Below are 17,605 nucleotides of genomic sequence, written 5' to 3' on the forward strand. Positions count from 1 at the left end.
TTAATGATGGGGAAGTATTAGTGTACATTGACAATATTCGTAATGAGTTAAACCAAGCCATTGAGGTCTTAACTAGTTTCGTTTCCGATGATAAAAATCTTGAGCAGATTCAAAAAGCGGCTATCTTAATTGCCGATTCCTTTAAACAAGGCGGTAAAGTTTTATCATGTGGTAATGGCGGTTCTCATTGTGATGCGATGCATTTTGCTGAAGAGTTAACAGGCCGCTTTCGCGATAATCGCCCTGCTTACCCTGCAATTGCTATATCTGATGTAAGTCACATTTCCTGTGTGGGTAATGATTTTGGGTTTGATTTTATTTTTTCACGTTATATTGAAGGTGTAGGTCAAAAAGGTGATGTACTTTTAGGTATTTCAACCTCTGGGAACTCAACCAATGTGCTTAAAGCCATTGAGGCAGCAAAACAAAAAGGGATGAAAATCATTACATTAACCGGTAAAGATGGTGGTAAGATGAATGGGCTTGCCGATGTTGATATTCGTGTTCCGCATTTTGGCTATGCCGATCGTGTACAAGAAATCCACATTAAAGTAATTCATATTCTTATTCTTCTTATTGAAAAGGAAATGTCAAAATAATATGTGTGAATTATTGGGTATGAGCGCTAATGTGCCAACCGATATTTGTTTTAGTTTTAGTAGCCTAATTAAACGAGGTGGGGACACAGGTCCTCACAAAGATGGTTGGGGGATTACCTTTTATGAAGGAAAAGGTTGCCGAACATTTAAAGATCCTGAGCCTTGTAGCTATTCACCTATTGCTAAAATGGTAAAAGAATATCCCATTAAATCTAAAGCCGTGATTGCCCATATTCGACAAGCTAATCGCGGTGGTGTCGCACTGGAAAATACCCATCCGTTTACTCGTGAGCTTTGGGGTAAGAACTGGACTTTTGCCCATAATGGGCAATTAACTGATTACCAAAATTTAGATACAGGACTATTTCAACCTGTCGGCGAAACTGATAGTGAATATGCTTTTTGCTACTTAATAAATCAATTACACCAAAAATATTCGCAACAACCGACCGATGATCTTGAACTGTTTAAATATATTAAACAATGTGCCAATCAGTTAAGTCAACTTGGTATATTTAATATGTTGCTTTCTGATGGGCAATATGTATTTGCTTATTGTGCAACTAATTTACATTGGATAACCCGTAAAGCGCCATTTGGTAAAGCAAAATTAATTGATGAAGATGTTGAAATTGACTTTCAAAAACATACCACATCTAATGATGTAGTAACTATTATTTCAACAATGCCTTTAACTTCAAACGAAGTCTGGGCTAAATTAGATGTTAATGAAGCTATTTTATTTAGAAATGGAAAAATCAGCCAATCTTTCTTATCTTAATCACGGGGGGCATTTTTATAATTATCCTGACGTCAAAAAATCTACTAGCGTTAAGGCAATCCAAAGGGGGTTATGGTAAGTCGATTTGAAATAGCTATGCCATCAGATCGTAAAAGTATACTAGTTATTATTATTGTTTTTGCGTCAAAATATTTAGCAATTGCACCACAAGCTATGCTAAAACTTTACAGAAGAAATTAGCATCTACCTTACTCGTTCTTTCAAATAACTTTGGTAATCAGGAATTTCAATATCCACTTCTTGTGTAAATATTGGCGATTGTATTAATGCGTTAGCGGTAGCTTGATTTGTAGCAACCGGAATATTCCAAACTGTTGATAAACGTAAAAGCGCTTTAACATCGGGATCATGCGGTACAGCATTAAGTGGATCCCAAAAGAATACGAGAATATCGATTTTACCTTCTGCAATTAACGCCCCAATTTGCTGATCGCCCCCCATTGGTCCGCTAAGCATTGGCGTAATATTTAATCCTGTTTCTTTCTTGATTAATGTGCCTGTCGTACCTGTTCCACATAAATTATGATGAGAAAGCTCTTCACGATTTTTTTTACACCAAGCTAATAAAGACTCTTTCAAATGATCGTGGGCAACTAAAGCAATGTTTTTTTTAGTTAGTAATTTGCGCGTGGTATTTAGCATCATTAACATCCTAATTTATTATTATCTTTGTTTGTTTTTAACAGAGTCTTAATTAAAGTGCAACAGATATTTAATCGGTAAAAAATAATAAAAAAGGCACCAAAGTGCCTTTTTTATATTAAGAGACAATCAATTAGAATTGGTAAATTAAACCAAGAGCTACGGTGTCTTTTGTTGTGCCATTGATTTGTGATTTAGTAAATGCGCCATCTTCATATAAAGCACGACGTGCGCCAATATCATCTTTATCTAATAAATTGATCTTATAATCGATAATAGCTTGTAAGTTTTTGTTAAAATCATAAGTTAACCCAACATCAACATACTTCGCTAAATCATTACCTTTAAGTCCTGCATCACTTGAATAACTAGATGCACCTTTAACTTTATGTTGAATATATGCAACAGATGGTGTTAAACGACCCACTTCAAAGTCAATACCATATTGCGCAACAAATTCATAACCTTTGGTTTTTAAGTCATTCGCACTGTGTGTCGTTAATGCATTATCCCAACCATATTTTTGTTTACCTTGAATATATAATGCGGCTAAATAAAGGTTGTTATTATCATATTTAACACCTGTTGACCATGCTTTAGCATCCTTATGTCCACCAGTTTGAGCATAACCTGCTCCAACAGATAAACCTGTATCAAGCACATTCCAATCAACTACTGAACCCCAAGCTTCAGCGCTATCGCGTTTTTCACCATTACGATCATGTTTGGTGAAATGACGAGTAGAGCTATTATCACCATTATCCGCATATTGAACAGCAAAATTCAGACCGTTTACTAAGCCAAAAAAGTCTGAGTTACGATAAGTCGCAACAGCTTTGGTGCGCGCTGTTAATGCATAAAGATCATTATCCGAAGCATCACCACCAAATTCCGGTAAAACATCCGTATAAGACGTTAATGTTTTTAGCACACCATCATTACGACCGTAATCGAATGACCCAAAATCACCAAAGTTTAAACCAGCAAAAGCATAGCGAGTTTCGTTATCGGCATCTTCGCCAGTTTTAGCTTCATATTCCCAACGACCATACCCAGTTACACTGTCAGTCACTTGAGTTTGACCAGACATACCTAAACGAGCTGTGGTTTTGTCACCTTCGCCCGTTTGGTTATTACGATCAGTAATATAGTTTAAAGCATAAACTCGACCATAAAAGTCAACTTTATTACTGTCTTTATTCCACACTTCAATAGAAGCGTTAGCTGTGCCTGCAATTAAGAGCGCAGGAATAGCGATTGCCAATAGATTACGTTTCATTTTTACCCTCTTAGGTATTTTATATTATTAAAGATGCAAATTACTTTGCTTTGGTTTAACAAATAACTGCTAATAATTAGCAATTATATTATTATTGTGATATCGATTTCCTTGTGACAGAACAGATTTTATTACCTATTTAACACTGGAAGTTAGATTAATTCTGCGAATTTTCGAATATTTTAATGTTTGTTATTATTTTTTTTAAACATAAAATGTTTTTTTAACTAGAAAGGTATTTATAAGGCGAAAAAAAAGGCACAATAAGTGCCTTTTTATAAGATATCAAGAAGCAATTAGAATTGGTAAATTAAACCAACACCTAACACGTCTTTAGTACCTGGTTTGTATGGGTGGCGACCGTTGCTTTCACGAACAGTGTTTAACTCAGCACCAATATCTTGTTTCTTAAGTAGATTAAATTTATATTCTACGATAGCGCTAAAGTTTTTATTTAGATCATATGTTGCACCAAGTGAAACATATTTAACTAAATTACGCCCCTCTTTATGATCTTCATCATAATAACCAACTTCATCACTGCTAACCTTATGTTGCACATAAGCCAAAGAAGGTGTTAAACGACCTACTTCTAAATCAATACCATATTGAGCAACTAATTCAACACCTTTAATTTTTGGATCTCTGTGGTGCTCTTCAAAAGCATCATAGTAAGTATTGAATTTAGTTTGGAAATAGTTAGCCGCTAAGTATAGATTATAGTTATCGTATTTGATACCAGCTGACCAAGTTTTAACTCTCTTAATGCCATCAACGTAACCATCTTCGTCCTGATATTTCGCACTCTTACCAGCTGTTTGAGCATAACCTGCACCAGCAGTTAAACCTGTGTCAAAAATTCTCCATTGAACATTTGCACCATAGGCCTCACGGCTTTCGCCACTAAATCCATCGAAGTCACCATCGCTATCAAGTTTTACTTTAGCAAGTTTACTATCAAAAGTAGTTGCATTATCACCATTATCTGCATATTGTAATGCAAAACTTAAGTCATCAAATAGACCAAAGAAGTTATTGTTACGGTAAGTTGCAACAGCTTTAGTACGAGCTGAAAGCACGTTCCAACTATTGTTTGCTGCTTCACCACCAAATTGCGGTAATACGTCAGTATAAGCTGTGATTGCTTTTAGCACACCATCGTTACGACCATAATCGAATGATCCAAAATCACCAAAGTTTAAACCAGCAAAAGCATAACGTACTTCGTTATCAGAATTCTTACCTGCTTTCGCTTCATATTCCCAGCGACCGTAGCCAGTTACGCTATCAGTGATTTGAGTTTGGCCAGACATACCTAAACGAGCAGAAGTATCATCACCTTCGCCAGCTTGACCACGATCAGTAATATTGTTAGCTGCTTTTACTCGACCATAAAAGTCAACTTTATTACCATCTTTGTTCCATACTTCAATAGATGCATTTGCGCTAGCTGCTACTAAAAGCGCAGGGATAGCGATTGCTAATAGATTACGTTTCATTTTTTACCCTCATGGTTATTTTCTTAAAAAGACACTGTCCATAAGTTTAGTGTCAATTTTGTACAAATAATTATTCATCCAAAAAATAATATTTTTATCTATTATTTTTATCTACTTTTTACAGTAGTGTAAATTATGTATAAATTTTTTTTAAAATCAAGCGAACTTTTCATAAAAGGTGATGTCTAAGCACAAAATTAAGCCTGTTTGTTTGTTTTTTGAGCGCATTAAAGCTAAAATTAGTTAATCTTTAGCTCTAATGAATTGGTTATAACTCAACTAGTTTAAAAATTTGCATTACGTGGTGTTCTTGGAAATGGGATCACATCACGCACATTTTGCACACCTGTTACATAAGCAATTAATCGTTCGAAACCAAGTCCAAAGCCAGAATGTGGTACGGTACCATAACGGCGCAAATCACGATACCACCAATAATCTTCTTTCTTAAGTCCCAATTCTTCCATACGTTTATCTAACATATCTAAACGCTCTTCACGCTGTGAACCTCCGATAATTTCACCAATACCAGGCGCTAATACATCCATGGCCGCAACGGTTTTACCGTCATCGTTCATGCGCATATAGAATGCTTTAATATCTTTCGGATAGTTTTTTACAACTACTGGTGCTTTAAAATGTTGTTCGGCTAAATAACGCTCGTGTTCTGAGGCTAAGTCGATTCCCCAACTGACTGGATTTTCAAACTTAGCATCGCAATTTTGCAAAATGGTTATAGCATCAGTATAGTTAACTTGGGCAAAATCAGCGTTAATAAAGTTTTCAAGGCGTGTTATTGCTTCTTTATCTACGTGCTGCGCGAAAAATTGCATGTCGTCAGCACGTTTTTCTAATACTGATTTAAACACATATTTCAGCATGTCTTCGGCAAGCTTAGCATTGTCATTTAGATCGGCGAATGCCACTTCAGGTTCCATCATCCAAAACTCAGCTAAATGACGAGTTGTGTTTGAGTTTTCAGCTCGAAATGTTGGGCCAAATGTGTAAACTTTAGAAAGCGCACAAGCATAAGTTTCAGCATTTAACTGTCCAGAAACGGTTAAAAAAGCTTCTTTGCCAAAAAAGTCTTTATCAAAATCAATGTTACCATTATCTGATTTAGGCAGATTTAACATATCGAGTGTTGAAACTCGGAACATTTCGCCAGCCCCTTCAGTATCCGACGCGGTAATAATTGGGGTTGATAACCAATAAAAGCCACGCTCATCAAAAAATTGATGAATTGCTTGTGCAAGTGTATGGCGTACACGTGTTATCGCACCAACAATATTCGTTCTTGCTCGTAAGTGTGCGACTTCACGAAGATACTCAATTGAATGACGTTTAGCTGCCATTGGGTAAGTTTCAGGATCATCAACAAAGCCGTAAACTTCAACTTGTATGGCTTGTAATTCATATTTTTGACCTTGGCCTGGTGATTCCACGACTTTACCTGTCACCTTAACTGAACATCCGGCAGTTAAGCGTAAGATATCTTGTTCATAATTAGGCAAATTATTTTCAATAACAGCTTGAATAGGATCAAAGCAAGAACCATCATAAACAGCTAAAAATGAAATACCGGCTTTAGAATCACGCCGAGTTCTTACCCAGCCTTGAACAGAAATAGTGCTACCAACAGCAATTCTGCCTTGTAACACATCAACAATAGGTGAAACTGAATTCATTTTAATTTTCCATCTCTACATTATTTAATGTTATATCTAAACTAATACTGGCATTTCTAGCCTTTTTAATGCCACTTACTACACACAAAATATCAAAAGTTTTTGTTAGGACGTGCTTTTATAAATTATTTCTAGTTGTTTATTTTTATGTTAAGTGAGATTATTGATTAATACTTAACACTGAACGTCCGTTTTAATTCATTAACGAAAGCTAAATCTTGAGAGATAGTCTTTCCAGGACTATCGGATAATTTAGCGACTGACTGATTATTACATTCTGTCAATTTAATTACAATATTCAAAGCTTTAGTATTAAAATCTGGCGATGGAATATCGCAAGCTAAAAAACCACCTATACCAAAAGATAATTTTACACGATGATTAAAGTGTTGATAAATGCTAATCGCTTTATCAAAATTTAAGCTGTCTGAAAATACTAGCAATTTTGTTTTAGGATCAATGCCTAATTGTTGGTAATGCGCAATCGCTTTTTCACCCCATTTTATTGGATCACCTGAGTCATGCCGTAATCCTTGATAACAAGAGGCAAAATGGGAATCGAAGTCCTGTAAAAACGCATCCATAGTAATACAATCAGTTAAAGCAACACCTAAATCCTTGGTATACTCGTCTAGCCAAACTTGCAGTGCATTTTTTTGGCAATCTTCCAGATTTGAGCTTAGGCGCTGATGAGCTTGAAACCACTCGTGTGCTTGCGTTCCAACAGGAGTTAGGCCTAAACGATAAGCAAGTAAATAATTGCTAGTACTATGAAAATTATTAAAATTATTTTTTAAATAACTAACAACCGCCTCTTGCACTGCAAACGAATAACGCCTACGTGTGCCAAAATCCATTAAGTTAAAGCCTGACATATCTATATTAGCTGTTTTTTTATCAAACAACGCCAATTTATCTTTTAGCCTTACTAAGGCTTCAGGAACACCAATATTGGGCGAACGATCTTTGTGAACTATTTCACTAATGATCGCAAGTAATGGCACTTCCCATAAAATAACATCTAACCATTTACCTTCGATTCGAATAACCAGCAACCCATTGTCATTTTTAATTGTTAGTAATTCACTGTTAAAACGCCAGTTTTTTAACCAATTTAAGTAGTCCGATTTAAAAAACGAAATGCGAGATAAATAATCAAACTCGTTATCATTTACTGATAATGATTCCATCAATTTGACTTGATTCTTTATCTCATTAACATATTGTCCTAATAAATCATCGCTACGGCAGCGAAACTCGGCAACAACTGTTGCATTTGGGTAGTGATGAAAGACAGCTTGTTGCATATGCAACTTATAAGCATCAGTATCTAGTATTGATGTAATTATCGCTGGTAACATGTAAATTGACTGCTATTACTTTAAAGAAAATTCTTAAGATTATAGCAGAATAATAATGAAGATATAGATTAATTATGTAATAAGATTGTTTTTAATCCGCTATAATGCTAATTAGCACAGCATATAATTTGAGTACAAACCAAAAGGTCATCATAACATGAATACAAAAACACCTGAATTGCAACCTATTGCCAAAAATCGGCTTGATTATAAAGTGCCCGATTTTACCATTACCGATATTGATCTTGATTTTGATTTAGCACCAGAAATAACAACAGTAACCGCTCGTAGCCGTGTGCTTCAAAAAAATAATCAAGCGAATGATTTAATTTTAGACGGTGAAGATCTTAAGTTGATATCGGTGAATATTAATGAGCAACCATGGCATGATTATCAACTCACTAAAACAGGATTAGTTATTCAAAATGTTCCTACAGAATTTACTTTAACTATTGTTAATGAAATCAAACCAATTGTTAATACTGCACTGGAAGGTTTATATGTATCAGGCGATGCGCTTTGTACCCAATGCGAAGCGGAAGGATTTTGCCATATAACCTATTATCTTGACCGGCCTGATGTGCTTGCACGTTTTTCAACGCGTATTACAGCGAATAAACAATGCTACCCTTTCCTACTTTCTAACGGTAACCGTATTGCACAAGGCGAACTTGCCGATGGACGCCATTGGGTTCAGTGGCAAGATCCTTTTCCTAAACCTGCCTACTTATTTGCGCTCGTTGCTGGTGATTTTGATATTTTAAAAGACCAATTTATCACACAATCAAAACGGAAAGTGGATTTAGAAATTTATGTTGATAAAGGTAACTTAGATCGTTCGCACTGGGCGATGACAAGCTTAAAAAATGCCATGCGTTGGGACGAAACGCGTTTTGGGCTTGAATATGATCTAGATATTTTTATGATTGTTGCTGTTGATTTTTTCAATATGGGAGCAATGGAAAACAAAGGTTTAAATATCTTTAACTCAAAATATGTGCTTGCCAAACCTCAAACGGCAACAGATGATGACTACCTAGGCATTGAAGGTGTGATTGGTCATGAGTATTTTCACAATTGGACAGGCAATCGAGTTACTTGTCGTGATTGGTTCCAACTCAGCTTAAAAGAAGGATTAACCGTCTTTCGGGATCAGGAATTTAGCGCTGATATGGGATCACGTGCAATAAAACGTATTGAAGATGTCAAACTTTTACGTACCGTGCAATTTGCTGAAGATGCCAGCCCAATGTCTCATCCGATTCGCCCAGATCAAGTTATTGAAATGAATAACTTTTATACAGTAACTGTATATGAAAAAGGGGCCGAAGTTATCCGTATGATGCACACCTTACTAGGGGAGGACAAATTCCAAGCGGGAATGAAACTCTATTTTAAACGCCATGATGGTTGTGCTGCAACTTGTGATGATTTTGTGGCTGCCATGCAAGATGCCTCGGGTATTGATTTAACCCAGTTTAAATTATGGTACAGTCAATCTGGTACACCAGAGCTAACCGTCACCGATAATTATGATGAAACAAAACAACAATATTCCCTGACAGTAGAACAATGTACACCTGCAACTCAAGATCAGGCACAAAAACAAGCACTGCATATTCCACTTAATATCGAATTATATCGGCATAATGGTGATATAATTGCATTACAATACCAAGGCAAACCTATTCACCACATTTTAAATTTAACGCAGAGCAAACAACAATTTATTTTTGATAATGTGGCTGAAAAACCAATTATTTCATTATTACGTGATTTTTCTGCGCCTGTTAAGTTAGCTTATGATTATCAAGATAATGATCTTATATTCCTAATGCAACATGCGACTAATGCTTTTAGCCGTTATGATGCTGCTCAAATGCTATTAGCAAAATATGTTCGTTTAAATGTAAAAAATTATCAGGAAAATCAAAATCTAACCCTACCTGATACTGTATTAGATGCCTTTAGAGCTGTATTATTATCAGAAAATACCGATCCTTTCCTTATTGCCTTAATATTAACCTTACCATCTGAAAACGAGTTGGCTAATTTATTTACTGTGGTTGATCCTATTGCTATTTACCAAGTTCGCCACTTTTTATTAACACGTTTTGCTAATGAGCTTAACGATGAATTAGGTGCAATCTATAACAACAATAAAACCCCACAATATCAGATCGAACATAACGATATTGCTAAACGGTCACTTAAAAACTGTTGTTTAACTTTATTAGCCTATGCGGATGATAATTCGCGCGCTAATACACTAGTTAGACAGCAATATCATCAAGCAAATAATATGACTGATTGTTTAGCTGCCTTAAATGTGGCGGTAAAAGCGGAACTTAATTGTCGAATTGAATTATTAGCTGACTTTGATAACAAATGGCACCAAGATGGACTAGTTATGGATAAGTGGTTAGCGTTAAACGCAACAAGCCCAGACAAAAACGTCCTTGTTACAGTGAAAAAGTTGCTTACCCACCGCTCATTTTCACTGAGTAATCCAAACCGAATTCGTGCATTAATTGGTGCCTTTGTCAATAACAATCCTGTCGCATTTCATGCGCAAGATGGTAGTGGTTATCAATTTCTAGTTGAAATACTCACTGAATTAAATCAGAAAAATCCACAAGTATCGGCGCGATTAATCGATCCCCTTATTCGATTTAAACGTTATGACGAAAAACGCCAACTACAAATGCGAAAAGCGCTTGAAACATTGCTTAAAATTGAAAATTTATCTAAAGATCTATATGAAAAAATTAGCAAAGCTTTAGAGGAATAAGTTGCAAAATATCATCCTGTTACAGTGTTTCAGGATGATATAAAGCTAATGCTAAATCAAATTGTTATACTAAAATGCATAGTTTCCTGAAACTTTTTTACAACTATTTTAATGAGTTTTAAATAATGACTATACAAGAAATCACGCCAATTGAGCTTATAAACAAATTAAACCAGCAAGATAAACTATTTTTGCTTGATGTGCGTGAAGCCAATGAAGTGGCTATTTGCGGTATTCACAACGCAATTCATATCCCAATGAATACTATCCCATTATATCTAGATAAAATTCCAGATGAAATTGATATTGTAATTTATTGCCATCACGGCAGGCGTAGTTTAGCTGTTGTCCATTTTTTAGTAGAAAATGGCTTCGATCCTAACAGGCTATATAACCTTGCAGGTGGGATTGATGCTTGGGCTGTAATGATTGATAAACAAATGCCAAGATATTAAAGCCCCCGTTATCAAACGAGCTTGATTTAGTTATCGTTTATTATTGATGCATAATTCTAATAACTATTTGATTATGCGTTTAATAGATTTCTTTATTCACAAATATCAAGTAAAATAAGCGAAATTATACTAATTTAGTAGTCTAGGAAGTCACTGTGGCGAGCGAATTACCGAAAAATCTGGTCGAAATTCATGACATGTCTTTTTATCGTGGAACGCGACCTATTTATAAAAATATGAGTTTGAATGTCCCTAAAGGCAAAGTGACAGCAATAATGGGACCTTCAGGAATTGGTAAAACCACACTACTACGGCTTATTGGGGGGCAATTAAAACCTCAGTCAGGACAAATTTTATTTGATGGTGAAGACATCCCTTGCATGTCTCGATCTAGACTTTATGAAGTCCGTAAACGTATGAGTATGTTATTTCAATCAGGTGCATTATTTACTGATTTATCTGTATTTGATAATGTGGCTTATCCGTTACGTGAACACCTTAACTTACCTGAGCCTGTGTTGCATAATTTAGTTTTAATGAAGCTACAAGCTGTTGGATTGCGTGGTGCTGCACATATGATGCCATCGGAATTATCTGGAGGAATGGCAAGGCGTGCAGCTTTGGCGCGTGCTATTGCACTTGATCCGGATTTAATTATGTTTGATGAACCTTTTGCTGGACAAGATCCTATATCAATGGGTGTTATAGTTAAACTTATCGCTGAAATTAACCAATCATTAGGATTAACCTGCATTGTTGTTAGCCACGATGTAAACGAAGTGCTCAGTATTGCTGATTACGCTTATATTGTTGCTGAACAACATATTATTGCCGGTGGCACATCACAACAATTACGTGATAATGACGATTTACGAGTTAAACAATTCCTTGATGGATTGGCAGATGGTCCTGTGCCTTTTCATTATCCTGCTGATGATTATAAATTAGACCTAAGCAGAGGTATAAAATAATGTTGAATTTATTAGCAAAATTAGGGCGATGTTTTATCAATATTATTTCGATGATTGGCCGTTCTGGCGTTATGCTTTTTGGTGCATTAATTGGTAAACCACAATTTAATAAACAATTTCCATTATTAGTCAAACAATTTTACTTTGTTGGCGTTCAATCACTAACGATTATTATGGTTTCTGGCCTTTTTATTGGCATGGTACTTGCCTTACAAGGCTACTTTATATTAACTACGTTTGGTGCCGAAGCAAGCCTTGGAATGATGGTCGCACTTGCCTTACTTCGTGAACTCGGCCCTGTTGTTGCAGGCTTGCTGTTTGCAGGCCGTGCGGGTTCAGCATTAACGGCTGAAATAGGTTTAATGAAAGCAACTGAACAGTTATCAAGCATGGAAATGATGGCGATTGATCCATTACGACGTATTATTGCTCCACGTTTTTGGGCTGGTTTTTTTAGTATGCCGTTTTTAACAGCAATTTTTGTCACAGTCGGCATTTTAGGTGGTGCACTTGTTGGTGTTGATTGGAAAGGGATTGATTCAGGCTTTTTTTGGTCATCCATTCAAAGTAGTGTTAATTGGTGGCATGATTTGGGCAATTGTTTTGTAAAAAGCTTTGTATTTGCTATCGCTAGCACTTGGATTGCACTTTTTAATGGTTATGATTGTGTACCAACATCAGAAGGAATTAGCCGAGCAACAACGAACACCGTTGTTTATTCATCATTAATTATTTTGGGGTTAGATTTTATTTTAACCGCATTAATGTTTAGTCATTGAGGTCATTAAACATGAGTCGTAAAATTGAAATTACAGTAGGATTATTCATGGTGCTGGTCATTTGTTCAGTGCTATTTTTATGCTTTAGAGTCGCTGATCCAACATCATTTGCTAGCCATAATTCCTTTCGGGTTTATGCTGTATTTGATAACATTGGTGGGTTAAAAGCTCGATCGCCTATCAAGATCGGTGGTGTAGTGATTGGGCGAGTTAGTGATATTTCGTTAAGTTCACCAAATAACGATGAGTACAAGCCGTATGTAGCTATGGATATAGATACTCAGTATAACAAAATTCCAAGTTCAAGTTCTCTTGCAATTAAGACATCTGGAATACTTGGCGAACAGTATATTGATATCAATATAGGTGTTGATAGAGAAACGGAATTAAGTATTGACTCACTAGATGTTGATCCAGATATTTTGGCTAAGGCAGAAAAAAATAAAACTCCACCGTACTTAGTTGAAGGTTTTGTTGTGCACAACACAACGCCTGCAATTGTTTTAGAAGATCTTATTGGTAAATTTCTTTACAGCATAGGTGGTTCATCAGATAAAGACAAAGATGATAAAGATAAAAAACAAGATATAAATGAAAACTAAGGAGTTAACATGTTAAACAAATTTAAAACAACCCTTTTTTTAGCATTAGCTTTATTGTTTAGTGCTAATACATTCGCGGAAAATGATCCCTATAAAGAGATGCAAGTAGCCGCCGATAAAATTTTTACCACAATGCAGTCGCAATCATCGGTGATTAAATCAAATCCAAACAGACTTAAAGACATTGTTAGACAAGATTTATTACCTTATGTACAAGTAAAATACGCTGGTGCGTTAATTTTAGGGAACTACTACAAAAGTGCAAGCGAAGCGCAGCGAACAGCCTATTTTGATGCTTTTGAAAACTATTTAGTACAAACTTTTGCACAAGCGCTTTCAATGTATAATGGTCAACAATATCAAGTTGAGGCAGCAAAAGATTTAACGGGGAAAAATCTTATTTCTATTCGTGTACTCTTAATCCAACCAAACCAAGGTCAACCTTTACGCATTGATTTTCAATGGCGTAAAAACACTGTAACTGGCGAATGGAAAGCCTATGATTTAGTTGCCGAAGGTGTAAGCATGATCAGCACTAAACAAAATGAATGGTCATCAATTTTACGTCAAGGTGGTATTGATGCATTGACGAAACAATTAACCGAGCTTTCAAATCGCAAGATTGATCCAAATACGAAACCAAAAGGCTAGTTTAAAATGTCGCGAATCACAACAGAAAAACAACAAGATGTATTGTGTTTATTTGGTGAGCTAGATGTTCACTCATTAAACGATCTGTGGTCTACACAAAATACCATATTAAATGGTGTAAAACACATTGATGTAGGGCAACTTACTCGTGTTGATTCTTCAGGACTCGCGACTTTAGTTTATTTTTGCAATAAATATAACGTAGAGCTTAAAGGCATTAATCCTCAGTTACAAACATTATTGACGCTGTATGATCTACAACAGGTAATTAACAGCTAACACATTAGCTTTTATACAGAACGCCTAATCACCTGAAAGTTTTTTGACAAAAAATAATCCCCATAATTTATATTAGTGATGAGAATGAAGAATGGATAAACAAGAAATTATAGATAAATTAAAAAGTTCACTTGAGCTTGATGATGTACATGTGCTGACCGATGATGGTAGTCATTTTCAAGTTATTGCAGTAGGTGAATTATTTGCTGATTTAAATCGAGTAAAAAAACAACAAGCTATTTATGCCCCTTTGGCAGAATTTATTAATGATAACCGCATTCATGCACTTTCTATAAAAACCTATACTCCCACTGAGTGGCAACGTGAACGTAAGCTTATGGGATTATAAGTATTCCCTTGCATGAAATTCTCTTGAATTATTCACCTTTGCCATCATATTATGTTCTATTAATAGACAACACCATTTGTATAAAGGTATCTCAACATGACTAATCCATTACTAACAGATGTACCATTACCGCTTTTTTCTCAAATTAAACCTGAACATGTCTTACCTGCCACACAAGAGGCGCTAAAAAATTGTCGAAATACTATTGAAACCGTACTTAAACAAAATAGTAAATATACTTGGGATAATTTGATCCAGCCCATTGATGAAGTAGACGAAAAATTTAGTCGAGCTTGGTCTCCTGTTAGCCATCTTAATTCAGTTAAAAATAGCTCAGAATTACGTGAAGCCTATGAAGCTTGTCTACCCTTACTTTCTGAGTACGGTACATGGGTTGGGCAACATAAGCCTTTATATCAGGCCTATAAACAACTCAAAGAAAGCGAACAATACGCAACGTTAAGCAAAGCACAGAAAAAAGTTATTGATAATGCATTACGTGATTTTGAATTATCCGGAATTGGTTTACCTGATGATAAACAAAAACGCTACGGTGAAATTGTCGCAAAATTATCAGAATTATCATCAAAATATAGTAATAATGTACTAGATGCGACTATGGGTTGGTCAAAACTGATTACTGATATCAAAGAGCTGTCTGGTATGCCTGAAAGTGCGCTTGCAGCAGCACAAGAACAAGCTAAAATTAAAGGCAAAGAGGGGTGGTTGCTGACATTGGATATACCAAGTTATCTTCCTGTGATGACTTATTGTGATAATCGTGATTTACGGTTTGAGCTTTACCAAGCTTATAACACGCGTGCATCCGACCAAGGACCAAATGCGGGTAAATGGGATAATACAGAGATCATTAAGCAAATTCTGGACCTACGTTACGAGCTAGCACAATTATTAGGTTTCAAGACTTATGCAGACAAATCACTGGCAACAAAAATGGCTAAATCCACAACGCAAGTCATCGAGTTTTTAAGCGATTTAGCAACTAAGGCCAAGCCACAAGGTGAAAAAGAGCTAGCTGAACTAAAACGCTATGCGTATGAATTTTTTGGTGCCAGTGATATTAAACCATGGGATATTGCTTATTATAGTGAAAAGCAAAAACAGTATTTATATGCTATTAATGATGAAGAGTTACGGCCTTATTTTCCGCAGCAACGAGTAATTAATGGTTTATTTGAAGTAGTACATCGTATTTTCGGTATTACAGCCAAAGAGCGAAAAGGCATTGAAGTTTGGGATCCAGAAGTCAAATTTTATGATCTTTATGCTGCTAATGGCGAATTAAAAGGTAGCTTCTATCTTGATTTATATGCACGTGAACACAAGCGAGGTGGTGCTTGGATGGATGATTGTATTGGTCGCATGCGTTTTGCTGATGGTCATATACAAAAACCTGTTGCTTATTTAACTTGTAACTTCAATCGCCCAATTGGAGATAAACCAGCACTGTTTACTCATGACGAAGTCACCACATTATTCCATGAATTCGGTCACGGATTACACCATATGTTAACCGAAATTGATGTTTCATCAGTCGCTGGTATTAATGGCGTGCCGTGGGATGCTGTTGAGTTGCCAAGCCAATTTTTAGAAAACTGGTGCTGGCAACCCGAAGCGCTTGCATTTATATCCGGTCATTATCAAACAGGTGAACCATTACCCGCAGAAATGCTAGAAAAGATGCTAGAAGCTAAAAATTATCAAGCTGCGTTATTTATTTTACGGCAATTGGAATTCGGTCTTTTTGATTTTAAATTACATACACAAAAAGATCCCGATATTTTAAACACATTAGCTGAAGTCAGAAAACAAGTTGCTGTTGTTCCTACTGTTGAATGGGGACGCTTTCCTCATGCTTTTAGCCATATTTTTGCTGGGGGGTATGCGGCAGGTTATTACAGTTACTTATGGGCAGAAGTTTTATCTGCTGATGCATTTTCACGTTTTGAAGAAGAAGGTATCTTCAATGCGAAAACAGGTAATGCATTTCTTGACAATATATTGTCACAAGGCGGTAGCGATGAACCAATGATGCTATTTAAAAGCTTCCGAGGTCGCGAACCTCAACTTGATGCGCTACTTCGTCACTATGGTATCAAGTAGTTCTAACTTAGCTCAGTTAACACAATTAGCTGAGCAATGGTTATTAGCCCATGCCGATCTTCCGTTTACGCTAGTTACCCAAAATAATCGACTTGAGTTACAAAAAACAGACGAACCAAAATTAGGCTCTATCTGTGTTAATTTTGTTTCTGGCGCGATGGCTCATCGTCGCCAATTTGGCGGTGGTCGTGGCGAGGCAATCGCTAAAGCAGTAGGTGTAAAAGGTGAGTATTTACCCTCAGTTATTGATGCAACTGCGGGACTTGGTCGTGATGCCTTTGTTTTAGCATCTATTGGTTGTCATGTCACTATGTTTGAGCGGCATCCTGTCGTTGCCGCATTATTAAGCGATGGTTTACAACGTGCCTACCAAGATCTCGATATAGGTCACTGGATTGAGCAACATTTACACTTAATTTATGATTCAAGCATTGAGGGATTGAGGGCTTACCCTGAAAAACCAGATGTTGTTTATCTTGATCCGATGTTTCCACATCGGCAAAAAAGTGCGCTTGTCAAAAAAGAGATGCGCATTTTTCAACAGCTAGTTGGTAGTGATAGTGATGCTGATAGTTTATTAACACCAGCAAGGCAATTAGCCCGGAAACGAGTTGTGGTAAAACGACCTGATTATGCGCCATTTTTAGCTAACCAAAAGCCAACAGCTGAAATTAAAACTAAAAATCACCGCTTTGATATCTATACACCTTTAAAGTAATAGGGAATATTTTTAA

The 17,605-nt window shown here is 36.1% G+C and carries 17 protein-coding genes; 12 read left to right on the forward strand and 5 right to left on the reverse strand.

Features of this window, described 5'->3' with window-relative positions:
- The first annotated feature begins 20 nt into the window (after positions 1-20).
- Both lpcA and A9G47_RS10190 read left to right on the forward strand, forming a co-directional pair.
- Positions 21-599 (forward strand): D-sedoheptulose 7-phosphate isomerase, encoded by a 579-nt coding sequence (gene lpcA, locus A9G47_RS10185; protein ID WP_065567672.1) that lies wholly within the window; start codon positions 21-23, stop codon positions 597-599.
- 1 nt (position 600) lies between these two features.
- A complete protein-coding gene (locus A9G47_RS10190) occupies positions 601-1,380 on the forward strand; it encodes a class II glutamine amidotransferase (protein ID WP_065567671.1) in 780 nt (259 codons plus the stop codon).
- 204 nt (positions 1,381-1,584) lie between these two features.
- On the opposite strand, the gene A9G47_RS10195 is transcribed toward A9G47_RS10190, so the two are convergent.
- The 5 genes from A9G47_RS10195 to pncB form a co-directional block, all read right to left on the reverse strand.
- Positions 1,585-2,043, reverse strand: coding sequence for a methylglyoxal synthase (locus tag A9G47_RS10195; protein ID WP_065567670.1), 459 nt, complete (start codon positions 2,041-2,043; stop codon positions 1,585-1,587).
- Between the two features lie 133 nt (positions 2,044-2,176).
- Positions 2,177-3,322 (reverse strand): porin, encoded by a 1,146-nt coding sequence (locus tag A9G47_RS10200; protein ID WP_065567669.1) that lies wholly within the window; start codon positions 3,320-3,322, stop codon positions 2,177-2,179.
- A 296-nt stretch (positions 3,323-3,618) separates the two neighbouring features.
- Positions 3,619-4,821, reverse strand: a complete 1,203-nt coding sequence (locus tag A9G47_RS10205; RefSeq protein ID WP_065642809.1) for a porin — start codon at positions 4,819-4,821, stop codon at positions 3,619-3,621.
- 284 nt (positions 4,822-5,105) lie between these two features.
- Complete coding sequence (gene asnS, locus A9G47_RS10210) at positions 5,106-6,509, reverse strand: asparagine--tRNA ligase (RefSeq protein WP_065589084.1); 1,404 nt, start codon at positions 6,507-6,509, stop codon at positions 5,106-5,108.
- A gap of 167 nt (positions 6,510-6,676) precedes the next feature.
- Positions 6,677-7,870: a nicotinate phosphoribosyltransferase gene (gene pncB, locus A9G47_RS10215; RefSeq protein ID WP_065642810.1), complete on the reverse strand. Its 1,194-nt coding sequence runs from the start codon at positions 7,868-7,870 to the stop codon at positions 6,677-6,679.
- Between the two features lie 157 nt (positions 7,871-8,027).
- Here pncB and pepN point away from each other — a divergent pair, with 157 nt between their 5' ends.
- From pepN to A9G47_RS10265, 10 genes are all read left to right on the forward strand, one after another.
- On the forward strand, positions 8,028-10,661 hold the full coding sequence (gene pepN / locus A9G47_RS10220; protein WP_065642811.1) for an aminopeptidase N: 2,634 nt from the start codon (positions 8,028-8,030) through the stop codon (positions 10,659-10,661).
- A 125-nt stretch (positions 10,662-10,786) separates the two neighbouring features.
- Entirely contained in the window at positions 10,787-11,116 is a 330-nt protein-coding gene (locus A9G47_RS10225) for a rhodanese-like domain-containing protein (protein ID WP_065642812.1), read from the forward strand.
- A gap of 155 nt (positions 11,117-11,271) precedes the next feature.
- Positions 11,272-12,087, forward strand: coding sequence for a phospholipid ABC transporter ATP-binding protein MlaF (gene mlaF / locus A9G47_RS10230; RefSeq protein WP_218057063.1), 816 nt, complete (start codon positions 11,272-11,274; stop codon positions 12,085-12,087).
- On the forward strand, positions 12,087-12,866 hold the full coding sequence (gene mlaE, locus A9G47_RS10235) for a lipid asymmetry maintenance ABC transporter permease subunit MlaE (RefSeq protein ID WP_218057461.1): 780 nt from the start codon (positions 12,087-12,089) through the stop codon (positions 12,864-12,866). The genes mlaF and mlaE overlap by 1 nt, the downstream gene beginning before the upstream one ends.
- Before the next feature lie 11 nt (positions 12,867-12,877).
- Entirely contained in the window at positions 12,878-13,468 is a 591-nt protein-coding gene (mlaD, locus tag A9G47_RS10240; RefSeq protein WP_065567662.1) for an outer membrane lipid asymmetry maintenance protein MlaD, read from the forward strand.
- A gap of 9 nt (positions 13,469-13,477) precedes the next feature.
- Entirely contained in the window at positions 13,478-14,119 is a 642-nt protein-coding gene (gene mlaC, locus A9G47_RS10245) for a phospholipid-binding protein MlaC (protein ID WP_065642814.1), read from the forward strand.
- Between the two features lie 6 nt (positions 14,120-14,125).
- On the forward strand, positions 14,126-14,398 hold the full coding sequence (locus A9G47_RS10250) for an STAS domain-containing protein (protein ID WP_065642815.1): 273 nt from the start codon (positions 14,126-14,128) through the stop codon (positions 14,396-14,398).
- Positions 14,399-14,489: 91 nt separating this feature from the next.
- The gene (locus A9G47_RS10255; RefSeq protein WP_065567659.1) at positions 14,490-14,747 is read left to right on the forward strand and encodes a BolA family protein; all 258 of its coding nucleotides are present in this window, start codon (positions 14,490-14,492) and stop codon (positions 14,745-14,747) included.
- A 96-nt stretch (positions 14,748-14,843) separates the two neighbouring features.
- Entirely contained in the window at positions 14,844-16,871 is a 2,028-nt protein-coding gene (gene prlC / locus A9G47_RS10260; protein WP_065642816.1) for an oligopeptidase A, read from the forward strand.
- Positions 16,858-17,589 (forward strand): class I SAM-dependent methyltransferase, encoded by a 732-nt coding sequence (locus tag A9G47_RS10265; RefSeq protein WP_218057462.1) that lies wholly within the window; start codon positions 16,858-16,860, stop codon positions 17,587-17,589. The genes prlC and A9G47_RS10265 overlap by 14 nt, the downstream gene beginning before the upstream one ends.
- The last annotated feature ends 16 nt before the right edge of the window (positions 17,590-17,605 follow it).

The sequence above is a fragment of the Gilliamella sp. WF3-4 genome, from assembly GCF_001690275.1.
GTDB lineage: Bacteria > Pseudomonadota > Gammaproteobacteria > Enterobacterales > Orbaceae > Gilliamella > Gilliamella apicola_C.

Excerpts from the sequence above, each read along its gene's own strand:
- A9G47_RS10195 (WP_065567670.1), bottom strand. The coding sequence starts at position 2,043 with ATGCTAAATACCACGCGCAAATTACTAACTAAAAAAAACATTGCTTTA.
- mlaD (WP_065567662.1), top strand. The coding sequence starts at position 12,878 with ATGAGTCGTAAAATTGAAATTACAGTAGGATTATTCATGGTGCTGGTC.
- mlaE (WP_218057461.1), top strand. The coding sequence starts at position 12,087 with ATGTTGAATTTATTAGCAAAATTAGGGCGATGTTTTATCAATATTATT.
- A9G47_RS10205 (WP_065642809.1), bottom strand. The coding sequence starts at position 4,821 with ATGAAACGTAATCTATTAGCAATCGCTATCCCTGCGCTTTTAGTAGCA.
- A9G47_RS10250 (WP_065642815.1), top strand. The coding sequence starts at position 14,126 with ATGTCGCGAATCACAACAGAAAAACAACAAGATGTATTGTGTTTATTT.
- mlaC (WP_065642814.1), top strand. The coding sequence starts at position 13,478 with ATGTTAAACAAATTTAAAACAACCCTTTTTTTAGCATTAGCTTTATTG.
- prlC (WP_065642816.1), top strand. The coding sequence starts at position 14,844 with ATGACTAATCCATTACTAACAGATGTACCATTACCGCTTTTTTCTCAA.
- pncB (WP_065642810.1), bottom strand. The coding sequence starts at position 7,870 with ATGTTACCAGCGATAATTACATCAATACTAGATACTGATGCTTATAAG.
- A9G47_RS10265 (WP_218057462.1), top strand. The coding sequence starts at position 16,858 with ATGGTATCAAGTAGTTCTAACTTAGCTCAGTTAACACAATTAGCTGAG.
- pepN (WP_065642811.1), top strand. The coding sequence starts at position 8,028 with ATGAATACAAAAACACCTGAATTGCAACCTATTGCCAAAAATCGGCTT.
- A9G47_RS10225 (WP_065642812.1), top strand. The coding sequence starts at position 10,787 with ATGACTATACAAGAAATCACGCCAATTGAGCTTATAAACAAATTAAAC.
- asnS (WP_065589084.1), bottom strand. The coding sequence starts at position 6,509 with ATGAATTCAGTTTCACCTATTGTTGATGTGTTACAAGGCAGAATTGCT.
- A9G47_RS10190 (WP_065567671.1), top strand. The coding sequence starts at position 601 with ATGTGTGAATTATTGGGTATGAGCGCTAATGTGCCAACCGATATTTGT.
- A9G47_RS10200 (WP_065567669.1), bottom strand. The coding sequence starts at position 3,322 with ATGAAACGTAATCTATTGGCAATCGCTATTCCTGCGCTCTTAATTGCA.
- A9G47_RS10255 (WP_065567659.1), top strand. The coding sequence starts at position 14,490 with ATGGATAAACAAGAAATTATAGATAAATTAAAAAGTTCACTTGAGCTT.